Origin of the sequence: Octadecabacter ascidiaceicola, from assembly GCF_900185015.1 — a bacterium.
In the GTDB taxonomy this organism is placed as follows: domain Bacteria; phylum Pseudomonadota; class Alphaproteobacteria; order Rhodobacterales; family Rhodobacteraceae; genus Octadecabacter; species Octadecabacter ascidiaceicola.
Genome location: NZ_FXYD01000004.1, coordinates 53,553 through 67,950 on the forward strand (window position 1 = coordinate 53,553; position 14,398 = coordinate 67,950).

Annotated in this window: 14 protein-coding genes and 1 pseudogene; 11 read left to right on the top strand and 4 right to left on the bottom strand. The window is 54.8% G+C overall.

Translation table 11 applies throughout. From position 1 onward, the window contains the following. Position 1: 1 nt before the first annotated feature. Complete coding sequence (locus OCA8868_RS12070; RefSeq protein ID WP_093996845.1) at positions 2-868, top strand: ribokinase; 867 nt, start codon at positions 2-4, stop codon at positions 866-868. On the opposite strand, the gene msrA is transcribed toward OCA8868_RS12070, so the two are convergent. Further along, positions 858-1,523: a peptide-methionine (S)-S-oxide reductase MsrA gene (gene msrA / locus OCA8868_RS12075; RefSeq protein ID WP_093996846.1), complete on the bottom strand. Its 666-nt coding sequence runs from the start codon at positions 1,521-1,523 to the stop codon at positions 858-860. The genes OCA8868_RS12070 and msrA overlap by 11 nt on opposite strands. 118 nt (positions 1,524-1,641) lie before the next feature. On the opposite strand from msrA, the pseudogene OCA8868_RS12080 reads away from it, so the two are divergent. Continuing rightward, positions 1,642-2,343, top strand: a pseudogene (locus OCA8868_RS12080) (aminotransferase class IV). Positions 2,344-2,411: 68 nt separating this feature from the next. Then, positions 2,412-3,101: a sulfotransferase-like domain-containing protein gene (locus OCA8868_RS12085; protein WP_093996847.1), complete on the top strand. Its 690-nt coding sequence runs from the start codon at positions 2,412-2,414 to the stop codon at positions 3,099-3,101. Here OCA8868_RS12085 and OCA8868_RS12090 read toward each other — a convergent pair whose 3' ends face one another. Then, positions 3,102-4,325: an argininosuccinate synthase gene (locus tag OCA8868_RS12090; protein WP_093996848.1), complete on the bottom strand. Its 1,224-nt coding sequence runs from the start codon at positions 4,323-4,325 to the stop codon at positions 3,102-3,104. A 48-nt stretch (positions 4,326-4,373) separates the two neighbouring features. Further along, positions 4,374-4,814, bottom strand: coding sequence for an NUDIX domain-containing protein (locus OCA8868_RS12095; protein ID WP_093996849.1), 441 nt, complete (start codon positions 4,812-4,814; stop codon positions 4,374-4,376). A gap of 75 nt (positions 4,815-4,889) precedes the next feature. Here OCA8868_RS12095 and hslO point away from each other — a divergent pair, with 75 nt between their 5' ends. The 8 genes from hslO to OCA8868_RS12135 all read left to right on the top strand — a co-directional run bounded on the left by hslO (position 4,890) and on the right by OCA8868_RS12135 (position 13,808). Next, positions 4,890-5,900, top strand: a complete 1,011-nt coding sequence (gene hslO / locus OCA8868_RS12100; RefSeq protein WP_093996850.1) for an Hsp33 family molecular chaperone HslO — start codon at positions 4,890-4,892, stop codon at positions 5,898-5,900. Further along, positions 5,887-6,492 carry a CoA pyrophosphatase gene (locus tag OCA8868_RS12105; RefSeq protein ID WP_093996851.1) on the top strand — a complete coding sequence of 202 codons (606 nt, stop codon included), beginning with the start codon at positions 5,887-5,889 and terminating at the stop codon, positions 6,490-6,492. The genes hslO and OCA8868_RS12105 overlap by 14 nt, the downstream gene beginning before the upstream one ends. Continuing rightward, positions 6,489-7,730: a CCA tRNA nucleotidyltransferase gene (locus OCA8868_RS12110; protein ID WP_093996852.1), complete on the top strand. Its 1,242-nt coding sequence runs from the start codon at positions 6,489-6,491 to the stop codon at positions 7,728-7,730. Before OCA8868_RS12105 ends, OCA8868_RS12110 begins: the two co-directional genes overlap by 4 nt. Beyond that, entirely contained in the window at positions 7,727-8,299 is a 573-nt protein-coding gene (locus OCA8868_RS12115) for a LysE family translocator (protein ID WP_093996853.1), read from the top strand. Before OCA8868_RS12110 ends, OCA8868_RS12115 begins: the two co-directional genes overlap by 4 nt. 39 nt (positions 8,300-8,338) lie before the next feature. Further along, on the top strand, positions 8,339-10,186 hold the full coding sequence (locus OCA8868_RS12120) for an ABC transporter ATP-binding protein (RefSeq protein WP_093996854.1): 1,848 nt from the start codon (positions 8,339-8,341) through the stop codon (positions 10,184-10,186). Next, positions 10,183-12,033: an ABC transporter ATP-binding protein gene (locus OCA8868_RS12125; RefSeq protein ID WP_093996855.1), complete on the top strand. Its 1,851-nt coding sequence runs from the start codon at positions 10,183-10,185 to the stop codon at positions 12,031-12,033. The genes OCA8868_RS12120 and OCA8868_RS12125 overlap by 4 nt, the downstream gene beginning before the upstream one ends. Then, entirely contained in the window at positions 12,034-13,236 is a 1,203-nt protein-coding gene (locus OCA8868_RS12130; protein WP_093996856.1) for a class I SAM-dependent RNA methyltransferase, read from the top strand. Between the two features lie 83 nt (positions 13,237-13,319). Beyond that, positions 13,320-13,808 carry a L,D-transpeptidase family protein gene (locus OCA8868_RS12135; protein ID WP_093997207.1) on the top strand — a complete coding sequence of 163 codons (489 nt, stop codon included), beginning with the start codon at positions 13,320-13,322 and terminating at the stop codon, positions 13,806-13,808. 3 nt (positions 13,809-13,811) lie between these two features. Here OCA8868_RS12135 and dalA read toward each other — a convergent pair whose 3' ends face one another. Continuing rightward, on the bottom strand, positions 13,812-14,366 hold the full coding sequence (gene dalA / locus OCA8868_RS12140; protein WP_093997208.1) for a divisome-associated lipoprotein DalA: 555 nt from the start codon (positions 14,364-14,366) through the stop codon (positions 13,812-13,814). Between the last annotated feature and the right edge of the window lie 32 nt (positions 14,367-14,398).

Consider the following 14,398-nt stretch of genomic DNA (forward strand, 5'->3'; position numbering starts at 1 on the left):
TATGACGATCTGGAACCTCGGCGGCATCAACGCAGATTACGTTTACTCGGTGCCACACATTCCGGCGCCGGGTGAAACGTTAGACGCCGCGTCGCGCGAGGTTTTCTTAGGCGGTAAGGGCGCGAACATGTCCGTCGCCGCCGCACGCGCGGGTGCACATGTGTGCCACATCGGCGCTATTGGTAACGACGGGCGCTGGGCAATTGACCGCCTCACAGAATACGGCGTGGACACGCGTACAATCACCACCGTCGAAACCGAAACCGCGCACGCACTGATCTTCGTCGCGCCAGACGGTGAAAATGGCATTGTGGTCTATCCCGGCGCAAACCGTGCAATCCCGGAAAGCACACTAAAACAGTCTCTAACCAGCGCCAAAATCGGTGATTGGTTTATCACACAGAACGAAGTGAACCTTCAGATCGAAGGCGCAAAGCTCGTCAAGGAAATGGGCCTGAACGTTGCCTATGCCGCAGCCCCATTCGACGCTGACGCCACCTTACAGATGCTCCCCTACCTCGACTTTCTGATCCTGAACGAAGTCGAAGCCGAGCAGCTGAAAGCAGCGACAGGCCAAGGCCCAACCGACCTTCCGGTGAAAGACGTTGTCGTGACCCTCGGCTCAAAAGGTGCGACATTGTTTGGCGAACAAGGCGAAGCCCACGTTCCGTCTCACGACGTAACCCCCGTCGACACCACTGGCGCGGGTGATACGTTCACCGGATACGTGATTGCAGGCTTGGATCGCGGCCAGCCGATCCTGCAAGCGATGCAAACGGCCGCCAAAGCCGCCGCAATCATGGTAACGCGTCACGGCACTGCCGACGTCATCCCTTCACTTGCAGATGTTCGCGCGTTTAGTGGTTGATGAACGGGGCATCACTCCCCCAAAGCTGCTCAACACGCGCATCTCGCCCACAGGCCTCACGATAAAACGCATAGGCTTCGGCTTCTGTTTTAATGCCACGGCGCGTCACCACGCGATCTTGCCCTTTGTAGTAATCCTGATGATACTCTTCCGCCTCATAGAACGTTGACGCCGCAAGGATTGGGGTAACAATCTGGCGACCTAGCTCAGATTGTGCAGCGGCCAACGCAGCCTGTGCAGCCTGCTGTTGGGCAGAGTTAGAGACGAAAATCGCCGTCCGGTAACTATCCCCACGGTCGCAAAACTGACCACCAGCATCCGTTGGATCCACAGACCGGAAAAACAGATCGTAAATCTGACGTTCCGAAATCTGATCCGCATCAAAACGAATTTCGACAGCCTCATAATGCCCAGTTCCACCGCCCGTCACCTGACGATACGTCGGGTTCGCGGTCGTTCCACCGGTGTAACCAGATGTCACCTCGCTTACACCGCGAACTTTCTCAAAATCGCTTTCCACGCACCAGAAACAACCACCCGCAACGGTGATCGTCTGCATGTCGCGCGCTTCAACTTTGCCCGCTTGCATCATTGTTGCCACTATAATCGCCGCGCCAAGGGCTACGGTCTTTATGTTTCGCGAAACTGTCGTCATGAAATTTCTCCTTTTCACAATAATCACGCGCAATGCGGCGACACGCAATTCACTGCACCGTGTGCTCACGCGCAGTTTACCTCTTGGAACAATTCGCGTACCGCCGTAGCGTCACGATTTGGATGAAAAGGTCACAACACACACCGCAGAAGATGACCCCCGAAATCAGAGCATTCTGATCTGGGTGAATGGAACCCTCAAACCCCGTGCCGATACAACGGTCAGTGTTTACGACTCAGGCTTCATGCTCGGTGACGGCGTCTGGGAAGGCATGCGTTTGTATGACGGAACTTGGGCCTTCATGGACGAACATATGGACCGTCTTTTTGAGGCCGCGAAGGTAATCGACCTCGACATCGGCATGGACAAGAATGAAGTGATTTTGGCCTTGTTAGAGACACAAAGGGCCAATGAAATGGAAACTACCGTCCATTGCCGCCTTATGATCACACGCGGCACCAAGGTTTTACCGTTCCAGCACCCGTCCCTTAGCCAAACGGGGCCAACGATGGTCATCATCATGGAGCACTCAAAGCCAAAGCTGCCGCGTCCCATCACCCTCGCGACGGTCCCGCACCAGCGCGGCTTACCGATAACGCAGGACCCGAAACTGAACTCCCACTCCAAGCTCAACTGCACCCTTGCCTGCATCGCTGCGCATAAGGCGGGCGCGGACGAGGCGTTTCTAAAGGGAACCTTTGGTGCGTAAACGCCGGTCAGCTCGATCAACGGGCGTCAAATCGGAACCGGCGACATGGGCCCCGTAACACTTCGGCTACGTAATCTCTACAAAACACTTACCGAACAACAGGTTAACTGATTCTTTAATAGGACGCCCAGTATCGTGCCCATATCAAAACCATACCCAACCCATACCGGAGCCATATCATGAAAATTGCCATGTGGTCCGGCCCTCGGAACCTCTCAACCGCGATGATGTACGCCTTCGGGAATCGCGCTGATTTTACCGCAATGGATGAACCGTTTCACGCCCCGTATCTGGCGAAAACCGGTCTGGATCACCCGATGATGGCCGAGATTCTTAGTGCCCATGATACGGACCCAAACAAGGTCGCGATTGCCTGTTCCGACGCGGGCGAAAAAACGCATAAGTATATGAAACATATGCCACATCATATGCTTGATGGCTTTCCACTCGACTGGACTTCGGACTGCGTAAACATCCACCTGATCCGCCATCCCGCCCGCGTGATCGCAAGCTATGCGGCGAAACGGGAAAACCCAACGCTGACGGATATCGGCTATCCGCAGCAAGTGGCTCTATATGATCGGATCGGCGGCATCGTCATCGACAGTCACGATATTCGGCAAGACCCTGAAAACGATATTAAAAACCTATGTGAAACGATTGGATTACCGTTCGATCCGGCAATGCTGAACTGGCCCGTTGGCCCGCGATCTTTCGACGGAATCTGGGCATCCCATTGGTATGGTGCAGTTTACCAAAGCACAGGATTCGTTGGCGGCGAAGGACCGCGTCCAGAATTAGAAGGGGCGGCTGCCGATCTGCTCGACGCCGCCCTTCCATATTACGAAAAACTGAAACCTTTCAGCTAGTTACTTCAGTCGCTTGTTGCGCGCTGCCAGCAGCTTCAGACGAAGTGCATTCAGCTGAATGAAGCCTGCCGCGTCTTTTTGATCATAGGCCCCAGCGTCATCTTCAAACGTCACATGCGCCTCGGAATACAGGGAATGATCTGACCAACGGCCAACCGTACGTGCGGAACCTTTGTAGAGCTTCAGCTTCACTGTACCGGTTACGTGCTCTTGCGACTTGTCAATCGCCGCCTGCAACATTTCGCGCTCAGGAGAGTACCAGAAACCGTTATAAATAAGCTCTGCGTAGCGTGGCATCAGCTCGTCTTTCAGGTGCGCAGCGCCGCGATCGAGCGTGATGGATTCAATACCGCGGTGCGCTTCAAGAAGCAGCGTGCCGCCAGGTGTTTCGTAGATACCGCGGGACTTCATGCCGACGAAACGCCCCTCAACAAGGTCGAGGCGGCCACAGCCGTGCATTCCGCCTAACTCGTTGAGTTTGGTAAGGATTTCAGCAGGCGACATAGCCACACCATCAATCGAAACCGCATCGCCACGCTCAAAACCGATATCAACGTACTGCGCTTCATTAGGTGCGTCCTCTGGGGCAACGGTGCGCTGGTAAACGTAATCAGGCGCCATCTCGGCGGGGTCCTCAAGAACCTTACCCTCAGACGACGTGTGCAACAAGTTTGCATCAACAGAAAACGGCGCTTCACCGCGCTTGTCTTTCGCGACCTGAATTTGGTGCGCCTCAGCAAACTCCAACAGCTTAGTACGAGAAGACAGATCCCATTCTCGCCATGGCGCGATAACTTTGATGTCTGGGTTAAGGGCATAGGCTGCCAGCTCAAACCGCACTTGGTCGTTGCCTTTGCCAGTTGCACCGTGTGCCACAGCATCCGCACCAACTTCTTCTGCAATCTCAACCAAACGCTTAGAAATAAGGGGCCGTGCGATGGATGTGCCCAGCAGGTAGAGCCCTTCGTAGACGGCATTTGCACGGAACATCGGGAAAACGAAATCGCGCACGAACTCTTCACGAACATCTTCAATATAGATGCTCTTTTCAGGAATACCCATGTCGAGCGCTTTGCGGCGCGCTGGCTCAAGCTCTTCGCCTTGACCCAGATCAGCCGTGAACGTGACGACCTCGCAGCCGTACTCTGTCTGAAGCCACTTCAAAATAATCGACGTGTCCAATCCGCCGGAATAGGCGAGGACGACTTTTTTTGGTGCAGACATGGTACGCTCCTGAAGTTGAATTATTGGCGCATTAACGCGATTTGAGTGCTAGAGCAAGCTGGCCACGAACGCTGCATCGCCTTCGTTTGAAAGCAGGGCAGGGGCGTCGCGTATCGGAACCCAAATTGGCGTGTGCAGCTCTTCCGTTGGGAGGCCTAAACAACGCACCGGCCTTGACCAATAGATCGCGCAAACCTTTTCGGCCCAAAGGTCATAATCGGACATAAAAACAAAGCGTCTGTAAGCACCGATGCGCACAGGCCGGCCCATGGTCCAACCTGTTTCCTCCATCACTTCGCGGTGCAAAGCAGGCAGAACGTGCTCACCAGCGTCGATTCCACCTCCCGGAAGCTGTAGTTCGGGGTGTTCTAAGCGGTCGCCATCCTGTTCTGTCAGCAGCAAATTTTGCCCCCGTTGAAGGATCACATAGGCCCCTGGCCGCAGCGTGTAACGCATAGCTGGGTCAACTCGTTCGCCGTAACGTCTCATATCGCCCCTTTTCCCCCGACTTGTGGCACCTATATGGACGCGGTATGCCCATCCTCGACTTGTTAGGAAAGCCCCATGACTAAAACCAAAACCACTGCGTCTACGATCGCTTGGGATGATACCGTCCTGCCGTTCCAGCTCGACCGTTCCGATATTCGCGGCCGCGTCGCGCGTCTTGATGGCGTTTTGGACCAAGTATTGTCACAGCACGACTACCCTCCGGCGGTTGAAGCGTTGGTGGCTGAAATGGCTTTGCTAACCGCACTTATCGGCCAGACCATTAAGCTGCGTTGGAAATTGTCGTTGCAAGTGCGCGGTGACGGTCCTGCGCGTCTTATCGCTACGGATTACTACGGCCCAACCGCTGACGGGAAGCCTGCCAGCATTCGCGCCTACGCGAGCTATGACAAAGATGAGATCGACCCAACGGGCGACGGTTTCTCTCAGGTTGGCAAAGGTTACTTTGCGATTCTGATCGATCAGGGCGAGGGGAATACCCCGTATCAAGGTATCACACCGATCGCTGGTGGCTCCTTGGCGGCTTGTGCCGAAGCCTATTTCGCGCAGTCTGAACAATTGCCAACAGCGTTCCAGCTGACTTACGGCAAGGCGCAGGTTCCTGGTAGCGCTGAATCGTGGCGTGCGGGTGGGATCATGATGCAGGCAATGCCGAAAGCGTCACCGTTGGCCAATCCGGATGGTGGAACAGATGAAGGTTTGACCGCGGTTGAAGACCTGATGAACGACGATGAAGGTGAGAACTGGAACCGTGCGACCACGTTGATGCGGACTGCCGAAGAACTGGAACTGATCGGGCCGTCCGTTCAGCCAACCGAATTGCTGGTGCGCCTGTTCCACGAAGAAGAGCCGCGCGTGTTTGACCCGCAGCCAGTGAGCTTTGGCTGTTCGTGTTCGCCCGCAAAGGTCCGCCAATCGTTGTCGATCTATTCCGCTCGCGACATCGGCCATATGACGACTGCCGAGGGTACAGTAACGGCAGATTGTCAGTTTTGTGGTGCGCATTACGTGTTCCAGCCAAACACGCTGGGGTTCGAGGCGACAGAAGGACCAGATGCAAAGCCATAAACCTTGGATTGAAGATCTGAAAATGACGCTCTGCCGTACGATTGAAAACGTGCGGCAGGCGTCCTCTGATTTTGATCTCAATTCAGGTGTCGTGTTGCCGAAAGGTAGGGTGTTGAAGCCCGCCGCGGTGTTGATCGCGATCACGGAGGCAGGGGAGGTTATCCTCACCAAACGCGCAGCCCATCTGAAGCACCACCCGGGGCAAATTGCGTTTGCCGGCGGGCGTATGGATGACACGGATACCGACCTAACACACACCGCGCTGCGCGAGGCACAAGAAGAAATCGGGCTCGACCCGTCTGTCGTTACGGTTCTTGGAAATCTCCCGTCGCATGAAACGGTGACCAGTTATTCGATCACACCGATCGTCGCGATGGTTCCAACGGGCCTTAAATTCACCCCCGAACCAGGCGAGGTAGACGAAGCGTTCACAGTGCCGTTGTCTCACGTTCTGTCACCGTCAAATTACCGGATTGAAGGTCGTGTATGGCAGGGTCAAAAACGTTTCTACTACGCAGCCCCATACGGTCCGTATTACATCTGGGGCGCAACTGCGCGTATCTTGCGCGGGATGGCCGAGGCGTTCCAATGACTAACAATGCAGGATCTCTTTGGGGCGCTGATGGCACCTTGCGCCACGTCGGGGAACCGAGCTGGCTAACGAACGATTTTCTCCAAACCCTGATGAAGGCATTTGAGGACGCAGGTTTTCAGATTTACGCCGTGGGTGGCTGCGTGCGTGATACCATTTTCAACCGCCATGTAAGCGATGTAGATCTGAGCACTGACGCTTTGCCAGAAGACACAACGAGGATCATCGAAAGTCTCGAATTCAGACGGGAGGCTTGGAAGGCGATTCCAACAGGAGTGGAGCACGGGACAATTACCGCCGTCGCGCCATATGGTGGTGGAACGTTTGAGATCACCACGTACCGAACAGATGCACAAACAGATGGCCGGCACGCCACCGTCGCGTTCTCCAAGAACATCGAAGACGACGCGATGCGCCGCGATTTCACGATCAATGCGTTCTATGCGGATCGCGAAGGGCGCGTGCGTGACATTGTAGGTGGTTCCACTGACCTTGCGGCGCGAATGGTGCGCTTTATCGGTGATCCGGTTGAGCGCATCCAAGAAGACTACCTGCGCATTCTACGGTTCTTTCGTTTCATCGCGACGCTTGGGACGTACAAAAACGGCATCGATCGGGATGGCCTCGCGGCCTGCGCGATGCTTGCGGATGGGCTAAAGGGGGTTTCGCGGGAACGCATCGGCGCAGAGATGACCCGTTTGATTGCGGACCCCGATGCGGCCCCCGTTTTAGGTGCGATGGAACAGTCCGGCGTCCTGCTGCGCATTCTGCCCGGCGCCAGCGTTCTGACCCTTGCGCGGTTGATCGATCTTGAAGAACAGTATCTCATTGAAGGGCGCATGATTCCCCCGAGCGATGTCGCGACACGGCTGGCCGCATTGGGTTGCGAAGACGTCGCGGACCGCCTGCGCCTTTCTAAAGCGGACGCCAGGAAAGTTGAGCTTGTGAAATTGGAGGCGGGCAAGACAACACCCCCGCATGAGCTCGGGTATCGGTATGGGTATTGGACGGCGGTGCATTGTCTCTTGTTGCGCTGGGCGTCATTGCTTCAGCCGTTTGATGAGGCTGCGCTTGAGGACATAAGACTGGGCGCAGAAGCAACGTTTCCTATCGTTGCCGCGGACCTAATGCCAGCCATCTCAGGCAAGGCGCTTGGCGACAAGTTAAAGCAACTCGAGGCTCTATGGATCGAGGCTAGGTTCTCTGTCTCGAAAGAAGAGTTGTTGAAAAAGCTATGACGGCATTGTTTGGGTTCGTCTTCTTTGGACTATTTTCACCCGGTCCAAATGTCATTCTTCTCACATCCTCAGGCGCACGGTTCGGATTTCGCGCGACATCGCCCCACCTTTTCGGGGTCGCACTTGGCGTCGGCGTCATCGCGTTTGTTACTGGCCTCGGGCTTGGCACCCTGATCGAGGCCTTTCCAATTCTGCGCATGGTTCTAATGGTCATCGCATCCCTGTGGATTCTATGGATGGCATGGAAGCTGTGGCACGCAAAACCAGCGCAAGCCCGAGATACGGACAGGCCATTCACCTTCGTCCAAGCGGTTCTCTTTCAATGGGTAAACCCGAAAATCTGGGCTGTTGCGACATCAGCATCTGCGATGTTGACCGACCTCGCGCCGTTGGACCAAGCTGTAATACTTGGGCTCACCTTCTCAGGGGCGAACCTCGGCGTTTGTTTGTTTTGGACCTACGCTGGCAGCCTTCTGAAAAGCCTGCTTGCGGACCCGAAGAAATGGCAGGTTTTCATGCGAATGATGGCCGTCGCCCTCGCATTCTTTTCTGGTCTGGTATTCCTATGACCTAAAGCGGACTATGTGTGGCAGGAAAGGAGTCCACGCGTGTTTCGCTTTTTTGAAAACCTAGTCGATCCATATGAAGCTTACGCCGAGGATGACACCCCTCCGACGCGCCTTTGGCCGTTCCTGAAAACCTACGTGCGCCCGTTCAAGCGTGTGTTCTGGGCAGCTGGAATTATGTCCGTCGTCGTTGCCCTGGTTGAGGTTTGGCTGATCGCATATATGGGACGCTTGGTTGATCTGATTGCCCCCGGAAGCGAGGTAACGTTCTGGGCCGACTACGGTTGGGAATTCATCGCGATGGGTGTTTTCCTTTTGGCGTTGCGGCCCATCTTGCAGGTTGTCGATGTTGCGCTCCTTAACCAGTCTATTGTCCCGAATTTTGGAACGATTGTGCGGTGGCGTTCGCACCGCCACGTGCTGCGCCAGTCTGTTGGGTGGTTCGAAAACGACTTTGCCGGACGTATCGCCAACCGGATTATGCAGACTCCGCCAGCGGCTGGCGAAGTCGCGTTTCAGGTTTTCGATGCTGTTACGTTTTCACTGGCTTACGTTATTGGCGCAGGTGTTTTACTTATGGGCGCGGACCCGCGGTTGCTGCTGCCCTTGGTGATTTGGTTTGTCTTATACGCCTACCTAATGCGCTGGACGATTAAACGGGTCGGGCCAGCGGCGAAGGCATCTTCTGATGCGCGCTCAGAGGTCACAGGGCGCGTCGTGGATAGCTATACCAACATCCATTCCGTCAAAATGTTCGCGCACCATGATCGTGAGATCAGCTACGCGCGCGAGGCAATCGAGAAAACCCGTTCGGCCCTTCAACGCGAAATGCGGCTCTATACAATTATGGACGTGGCTTTGGTCCTGCTGAATGGTTTCTTGATCGTGGCTGTTGTTGGCTGGTCGCTTTGGCTTTGGTCTGGCGGGTTGGCGACGGCTGGTATCGTTGCCGCGGCCGCCGCGATGACGTTGCGCCTGAACGCGATGACGGGGTGGATAATGTGGGCGGTGACAAACCTGTTCCAGAACCTTGGTGTAATCTCCGAAGGCATGGAGACAATCGCGCAACCGATCAGCTTAACGGACTCCGACACAGCGACTGAACTGGTAGTGACTGGCGGTAGCTTGCAGCTTGAAAACCTGAGCCACCATTACGGGCGTTCTACGGGAGGCATCGATGCACTTTCGCTAAATGTACAAGCAGGCGAAAAGATCGGATTGATCGGGCGTTCTGGCGCTGGGAAGTCGACACTCGTGAAGCTTTTGTTGCGATTCTACGATGCGGAGGCGGGTCGGATTTTGTTAGATGGGCAGGACATCTCAAACGTCAGCCAAGATTCACTGCGTCATGCGATTGGGATGGTGCAGCAAGACAGCTCACTTCTTCATCGATCCGTTCGCGAAAACATCTTGTATGGGGACCCAACGGCGACTGAAGAACAAATGATTGCGGCCGCCAAGCAAGCCGAAGCGCACGACTTCATTCTTGATCTTGAAGATGGAGAAGGCCGCAAAGGGTACGACGCGCAGGTTGGCGAACGTGGTGTTAAGCTGTCCGGTGGTCAGCGGCAGCGGGTAACGCTGGCACGCGTGATCCTGAAAGATGCGCCGATCTTGTTGTTGGATGAGGCAACGTCCGCACTAGATTCAGAAGTTGAGGCGACAATCCAAGCAACACTTGCCGAATTGATGGAGGGTAAAACCGTCATCGCAATTGCGCACCGTCTGTCAACGATTGCACAGATGGATCGGATCGTCGTTATGGACGCTGGCACGATAGTTGAAGACGGCACCCACCAAGAACTCCTTGCGCTGGGCGGTCAGTACGCGGGCTTCTGGGAGCGTCAGTCAGGCGGTTTTATCGATACCGAAACCGAGGGTGAAACGTGATCAAAACCCAGTACCATCGCGCGATTCAATGGCTTGGTGGCTTGATCGATAGCCGTAAGGAATCGAACGACCCACCCCCATCGACACTCGTTCGATTTTACAATTGGGCGCTTTCAGGTGCGTGGCCGATTATCGGGCTGGCTGCACTTTTTTCTGCGTTCTCGGGCGCAACAGAAGTCTTGGCCATGTATTTGTTGGGCCAAGTCGTCGACATTGCGGCATCAACGCAGCCCATAAGTGAAAACCTTGGGGTCCTCATACTCGCGGTTTTTCTGTTGTTGCTTGTTCGCCCTGTGCTGTTCGGGCTTTCGTCGGCATTTCAATCGGTCGTTCTTGGGCCAAATCTATTTACGCTGGTCGTTGGAAGGTTACACCGCTGGACGTTAGGGCAGGCGGTCACGTTTTTTGACAACGATTTTGCAGGGCGGATTGCGCAGAAACAAATGCAGGTCGCGCGGTCGGTGACTGAATCCGTGGTTGAAACCGTGAACGCAGTTTTGTTCGCTCTGGCGTCCGTTCTTGGTGCAGCGCTATTGGTTGTTACAATTGATGCGCGTTTGTTGATCGTGTTGCTGGTCTGGCTGCTGAGCTATGTTGCGTTTCTACGTTTCTTTCTAACCAAAATCCGTTCACGATCTAAAGCGAGGGCGGAGGCGGCAGCTTCGCTAACTGGCCAAGTTGTAGACACGATCACAAACATCAAAACCGTGAAGTTGTTCGCAGGAACGTCACATGAATCTGATGCTGCGCAACAAGCGATGCAGGAACTACGTAGCCGCGCATTAAACTACGGCGAAGTCGCAGCACTGTTTCGCCTTGGCCTGATTACACTGGCGGGTATTCTTCCACTGGTCATGGTTGGCTTCGGTCTGTCGTGGCGCGAAAACGGAGTTAGCCCAGGTGATCTGGCCGCGATTGGGGCCGTATCCATTCGGCTTAGCCAGATGACTGGCTGGGTGAGTTTCGTGCTTATGGCTATCTTCAGTCATATCGGTGAAGTTGAAAATGGCATGAAGACGCTAACTCCGCCTCATCAACTGACGGATGAACCAGACGCAGTTCCCTTGAGAGTGACGAATGCAGAAATAGAATTCCGCAATGTGTCATTTCAATACGGTGGTGCGACAGGTGGTGTTGGGGGTATTAACTTAACGATCGGAGCTGGTGAAAAGCTTGGTATTGTGGGTGCGTCTGGCGCTGGAAAATCAACGCTTCTGGCGCTTTTGCTACGTCTCTATGATCCCGAAAAAGGCGATGTTCTAATCGACGGACAGGTCGTGCGAAATGTCACACAGGACAGTCTTCGCGCGAATATTGGGATGGTCACGCAGGAAACGGCGATGTTCAATCGCTCAGCGCGGGACAACATCACCTACGGACGTCCGGGAGCATCAGAGGATGAAATATTTGCTGCAGCACAAAAGGCCGAAGCGCACGACTTCATTGCCGACCTGCGCGATAACAGTAACCGCACGGGATACGATGCCCACTTAGGTGAACGCGGCGTGAAGCTGTCCGGTGGGCAGCGTCAGCGAATTGCGTTGGCACGCGCGATGTTAAAGGACGCCCCAATTTTGGTTTTGGACGAGGCAACCTCCGCGCTCGACTCCGAAGTCGAATCTTCGATCCAAACTGCGCTGGGTCGTGTCATGGAGGGCAAGACGGTTGTGGCAATTGCCCACCGGTTGTCGACGATTTCTGGCATGGATCGCATAATAGTGCTGGAAGAAGGGCGTATTGTGGAAGAAGGAACACATGAGGACTTGCTGAGACGGGCAGGGACATATGCAAGGTATTGGAACCGCCAGTCTGGGGGGTTCGACAGTAAATCGGATGCGGCGGAATAGATGGCACAGATAGTAGAACGGCTGACGCAAGCAGGGCTTGGTCAATTGGCGGATGGAACGCTTTTGGAACGGGTTTTGCCCAGGGAAGAGGTAGAGCCGCAAGCCGATGGTACGGCGCGGATCGTTACACCTGTTGCGGATCGTGTGAAATCACCCTGCCGTCATTTCAAAAGCTGCGGAGGCTGCGCGATGCAGCACGCGTCTGATGAATTTGTTACCGATTGGAAGAAGACGATTGTTGAACGGGCAATGACAGCGCGTGATCTGCCGTTTCCGTTCCGCACGCTCCATACCTCACCCGCGCAAAGCCGCCGCCGCGCACGGTTTTCTGGTAAGCGCACGAAGAAAGGCGCGATGGTCGGGTTTCACGCAAAAGGATCAGACGCGCTGATCGAAGTGCCTGATTGCCAACTGTTGCTGCCATCGATCCTTGCTGGGTTTCCCGCGCTTGAGGCTCTTACGGTTATTGCGGCCTCGCGCAAGTCCGAGATCAACCTGACGGTAACGGATACGCTGGGCGGATTGGATGTGCTTGTAGAAACCGAACGTGAACTAACTGGACAGTTGCGTATTGAACTCGCAGGGTTGGCCGAAACGCAAAATCTCGCGCGGCTTGCGTGGAATGATGAAGTTGTCGTAACGCGTAAGTCACCCGACCAAGCGTTCGGAAACGCTCTTGTTGCACCGCCAGCGGGGGCGTTTTTGCAAGCGACCCGCGAAGGCGAAAATGCGCTGGTGAGCGCGGTGCTGGAAACCGTTGACGGTGCGAAACGGGTCGTTGATTTGTTTTCGGGTGCCGGTACATTTGCCCTTTCATTGGCCGAACACGCAGAGGTTCGCGCGGTCGAAAGTAGCGATGAGATGCTTGAAACGCTGGATCGTGGGTGGCGCCATGCCAAGGGGCTTAAGACTGTGTCCACCGAGACACGTGATTTGTTTCGCCGTCCGCTAGAGCCAGACGAGTTGAATCGCTTTGATCTGGCCGTGCTTGACCCACCGCGCGCAGGGGCGGATGCGCAAATCGCGACGCTTTGCGCATCAGATTTGCGTGCCGTTACAATGGTTTCTTGCAATCCGATTACCTTCGCGCGGGACGCTGCCGCGCTGGTCGCTGCTGGATTCACTTTGCAATTGCTCGACATCGTTGATCAGTTCCGCTGGTCGCCCCACGTCGAACTCGTCGGCAATTTCACACGCAAGTGATGATCTGAACGGCATAATTTCTAGGTAACTGCGATGAAATACGCTAATCATTCGCAAAAAAGAATGAGTAGGGCGGTAAAATGATGAATCGTAGGATGTTTACCAGCGCTGCAGCGCTTTTTGCGCTGACAGCCTGTTCGGACAAATTTCGTGTCTATACAGGGCCCCCAGTGACCAGCGTAGTCGTGCAGAAAGGGCGTCGTCAGATGTTCTTGTTGAACGAAAATGAGGTGCTTAAGACCTATGATTTTGAGCTCGGCTTTGCGCCTGCTGGTCATAAACAGGTCGAAGGTGACGGCAAAACGCCGGAAGGCGCTTATTTTATTGATCGCAAGAACCCAAACAGCAGCTTTTACCTGTCTATAGGGATTTCGTATCCGAACGCTGCCGATCGCGCGCGCGCCCGCGAGTTAGGGCGCAGGCCTGGTGGCGATATCTTTATCCACGGCACGCCACGTGAGAAACGTAGTGTTGAGGACTGGACGGCAGGTTGCATCGCTGTTCGGGATCGCGAAATGGAGGATATTTACGCAATGGTGAATGTTGGAACGCCGATTTTCCTATACGCGTAAGCTTTACTGGAGCGGAACAGGGTTCTGTTGAGCAATGATAGGCTGCGCATTTCCGTTGGCCATAACCAATGTCCACCAGATCTTACCGTTGCTTTCTTGGAACCAAGAAAAGCCCATTTCGGTTGCTTCAGGATCAAGCAACACACCACGCGTGCTTGGCTCACGCATCCAAGCACCCAGAGTTTCGAGTTCGGTTTCATAGGTCTCGGAGATCGTTTCGCCCGTCAGCGCTCCGCCGTAGCCAACGCGGCGAAGGCGATCGAGAGGGGAAGATCCATCAGAGCCAAAGTGCCAAGGGCGGTTTTGAACAGACATATCGCGAGAATGGGTCGCTGCCGCAGCGTTCAATTGGGCATTCAGTTGAACTGATTGTGCGCCAGCGGATTGGCGCAGCGCATTCAGGCCATCCAAAACACGGAATTGAATGTTATCAGTGTCTTGCTCGCTGATTCGATAGAGCTGCGCTACCGGTAGACCATCCGGACCAATTGCAACCTGAGGGCCACAAGAAGCCAATCCAAAAGCCATAGAACCAAGAATGAAAGAACGGCGAAGCATATAAGTACCTTTATCGATTTCACTTGCCATAC

What these genes read in the sequence shown, in the direction of transcription:
- OCA8868_RS12130 (WP_093996856.1), top strand. Translation starts at nt 12,034, where the DNA reads ATGGCACAGATAGTAGAACGGCTGACGCAAGCAGGGCTTGGTCAATTG.
- hslO (WP_093996850.1), top strand. Translation starts at nt 4,890, where the DNA reads ATGACTAAAACCAAAACCACTGCGTCTACGATCGCTTGGGATGATACC.
- msrA (WP_093996846.1), bottom strand. Translation starts at nt 1,523, where the DNA reads ATGACGACAGTTTCGCGAAACATAAAGACCGTAGCCCTTGGCGCGGCG.
- OCA8868_RS12110 (WP_093996852.1), top strand. Translation starts at nt 6,489, where the DNA reads ATGACTAACAATGCAGGATCTCTTTGGGGCGCTGATGGCACCTTGCGC.
- OCA8868_RS12070 (WP_093996845.1), top strand. Translation starts at nt 2, where the DNA reads ATGACGATCTGGAACCTCGGCGGCATCAACGCAGATTACGTTTACTCG.
- OCA8868_RS12095 (WP_093996849.1), bottom strand. Translation starts at nt 4,814, where the DNA reads ATGAGACGTTACGGCGAACGAGTTGACCCAGCTATGCGTTACACGCTG.
- OCA8868_RS12090 (WP_093996848.1), bottom strand. Translation starts at nt 4,325, where the DNA reads ATGTCTGCACCAAAAAAAGTCGTCCTCGCCTATTCCGGCGGATTGGAC.
- OCA8868_RS12115 (WP_093996853.1), top strand. Translation starts at nt 7,727, where the DNA reads ATGACGGCATTGTTTGGGTTCGTCTTCTTTGGACTATTTTCACCCGGT.
- dalA (WP_093997208.1), bottom strand. Translation starts at nt 14,366, where the DNA reads ATGCTTCGCCGTTCTTTCATTCTTGGTTCTATGGCTTTTGGATTGGCT.
- OCA8868_RS12135 (WP_093997207.1), top strand. Translation starts at nt 13,320, where the DNA reads ATGAATCGTAGGATGTTTACCAGCGCTGCAGCGCTTTTTGCGCTGACA.
- OCA8868_RS12085 (WP_093996847.1), top strand. Translation starts at nt 2,412, where the DNA reads ATGAAAATTGCCATGTGGTCCGGCCCTCGGAACCTCTCAACCGCGATG.
- OCA8868_RS12105 (WP_093996851.1), top strand. Translation starts at nt 5,887, where the DNA reads ATGCAAAGCCATAAACCTTGGATTGAAGATCTGAAAATGACGCTCTGC.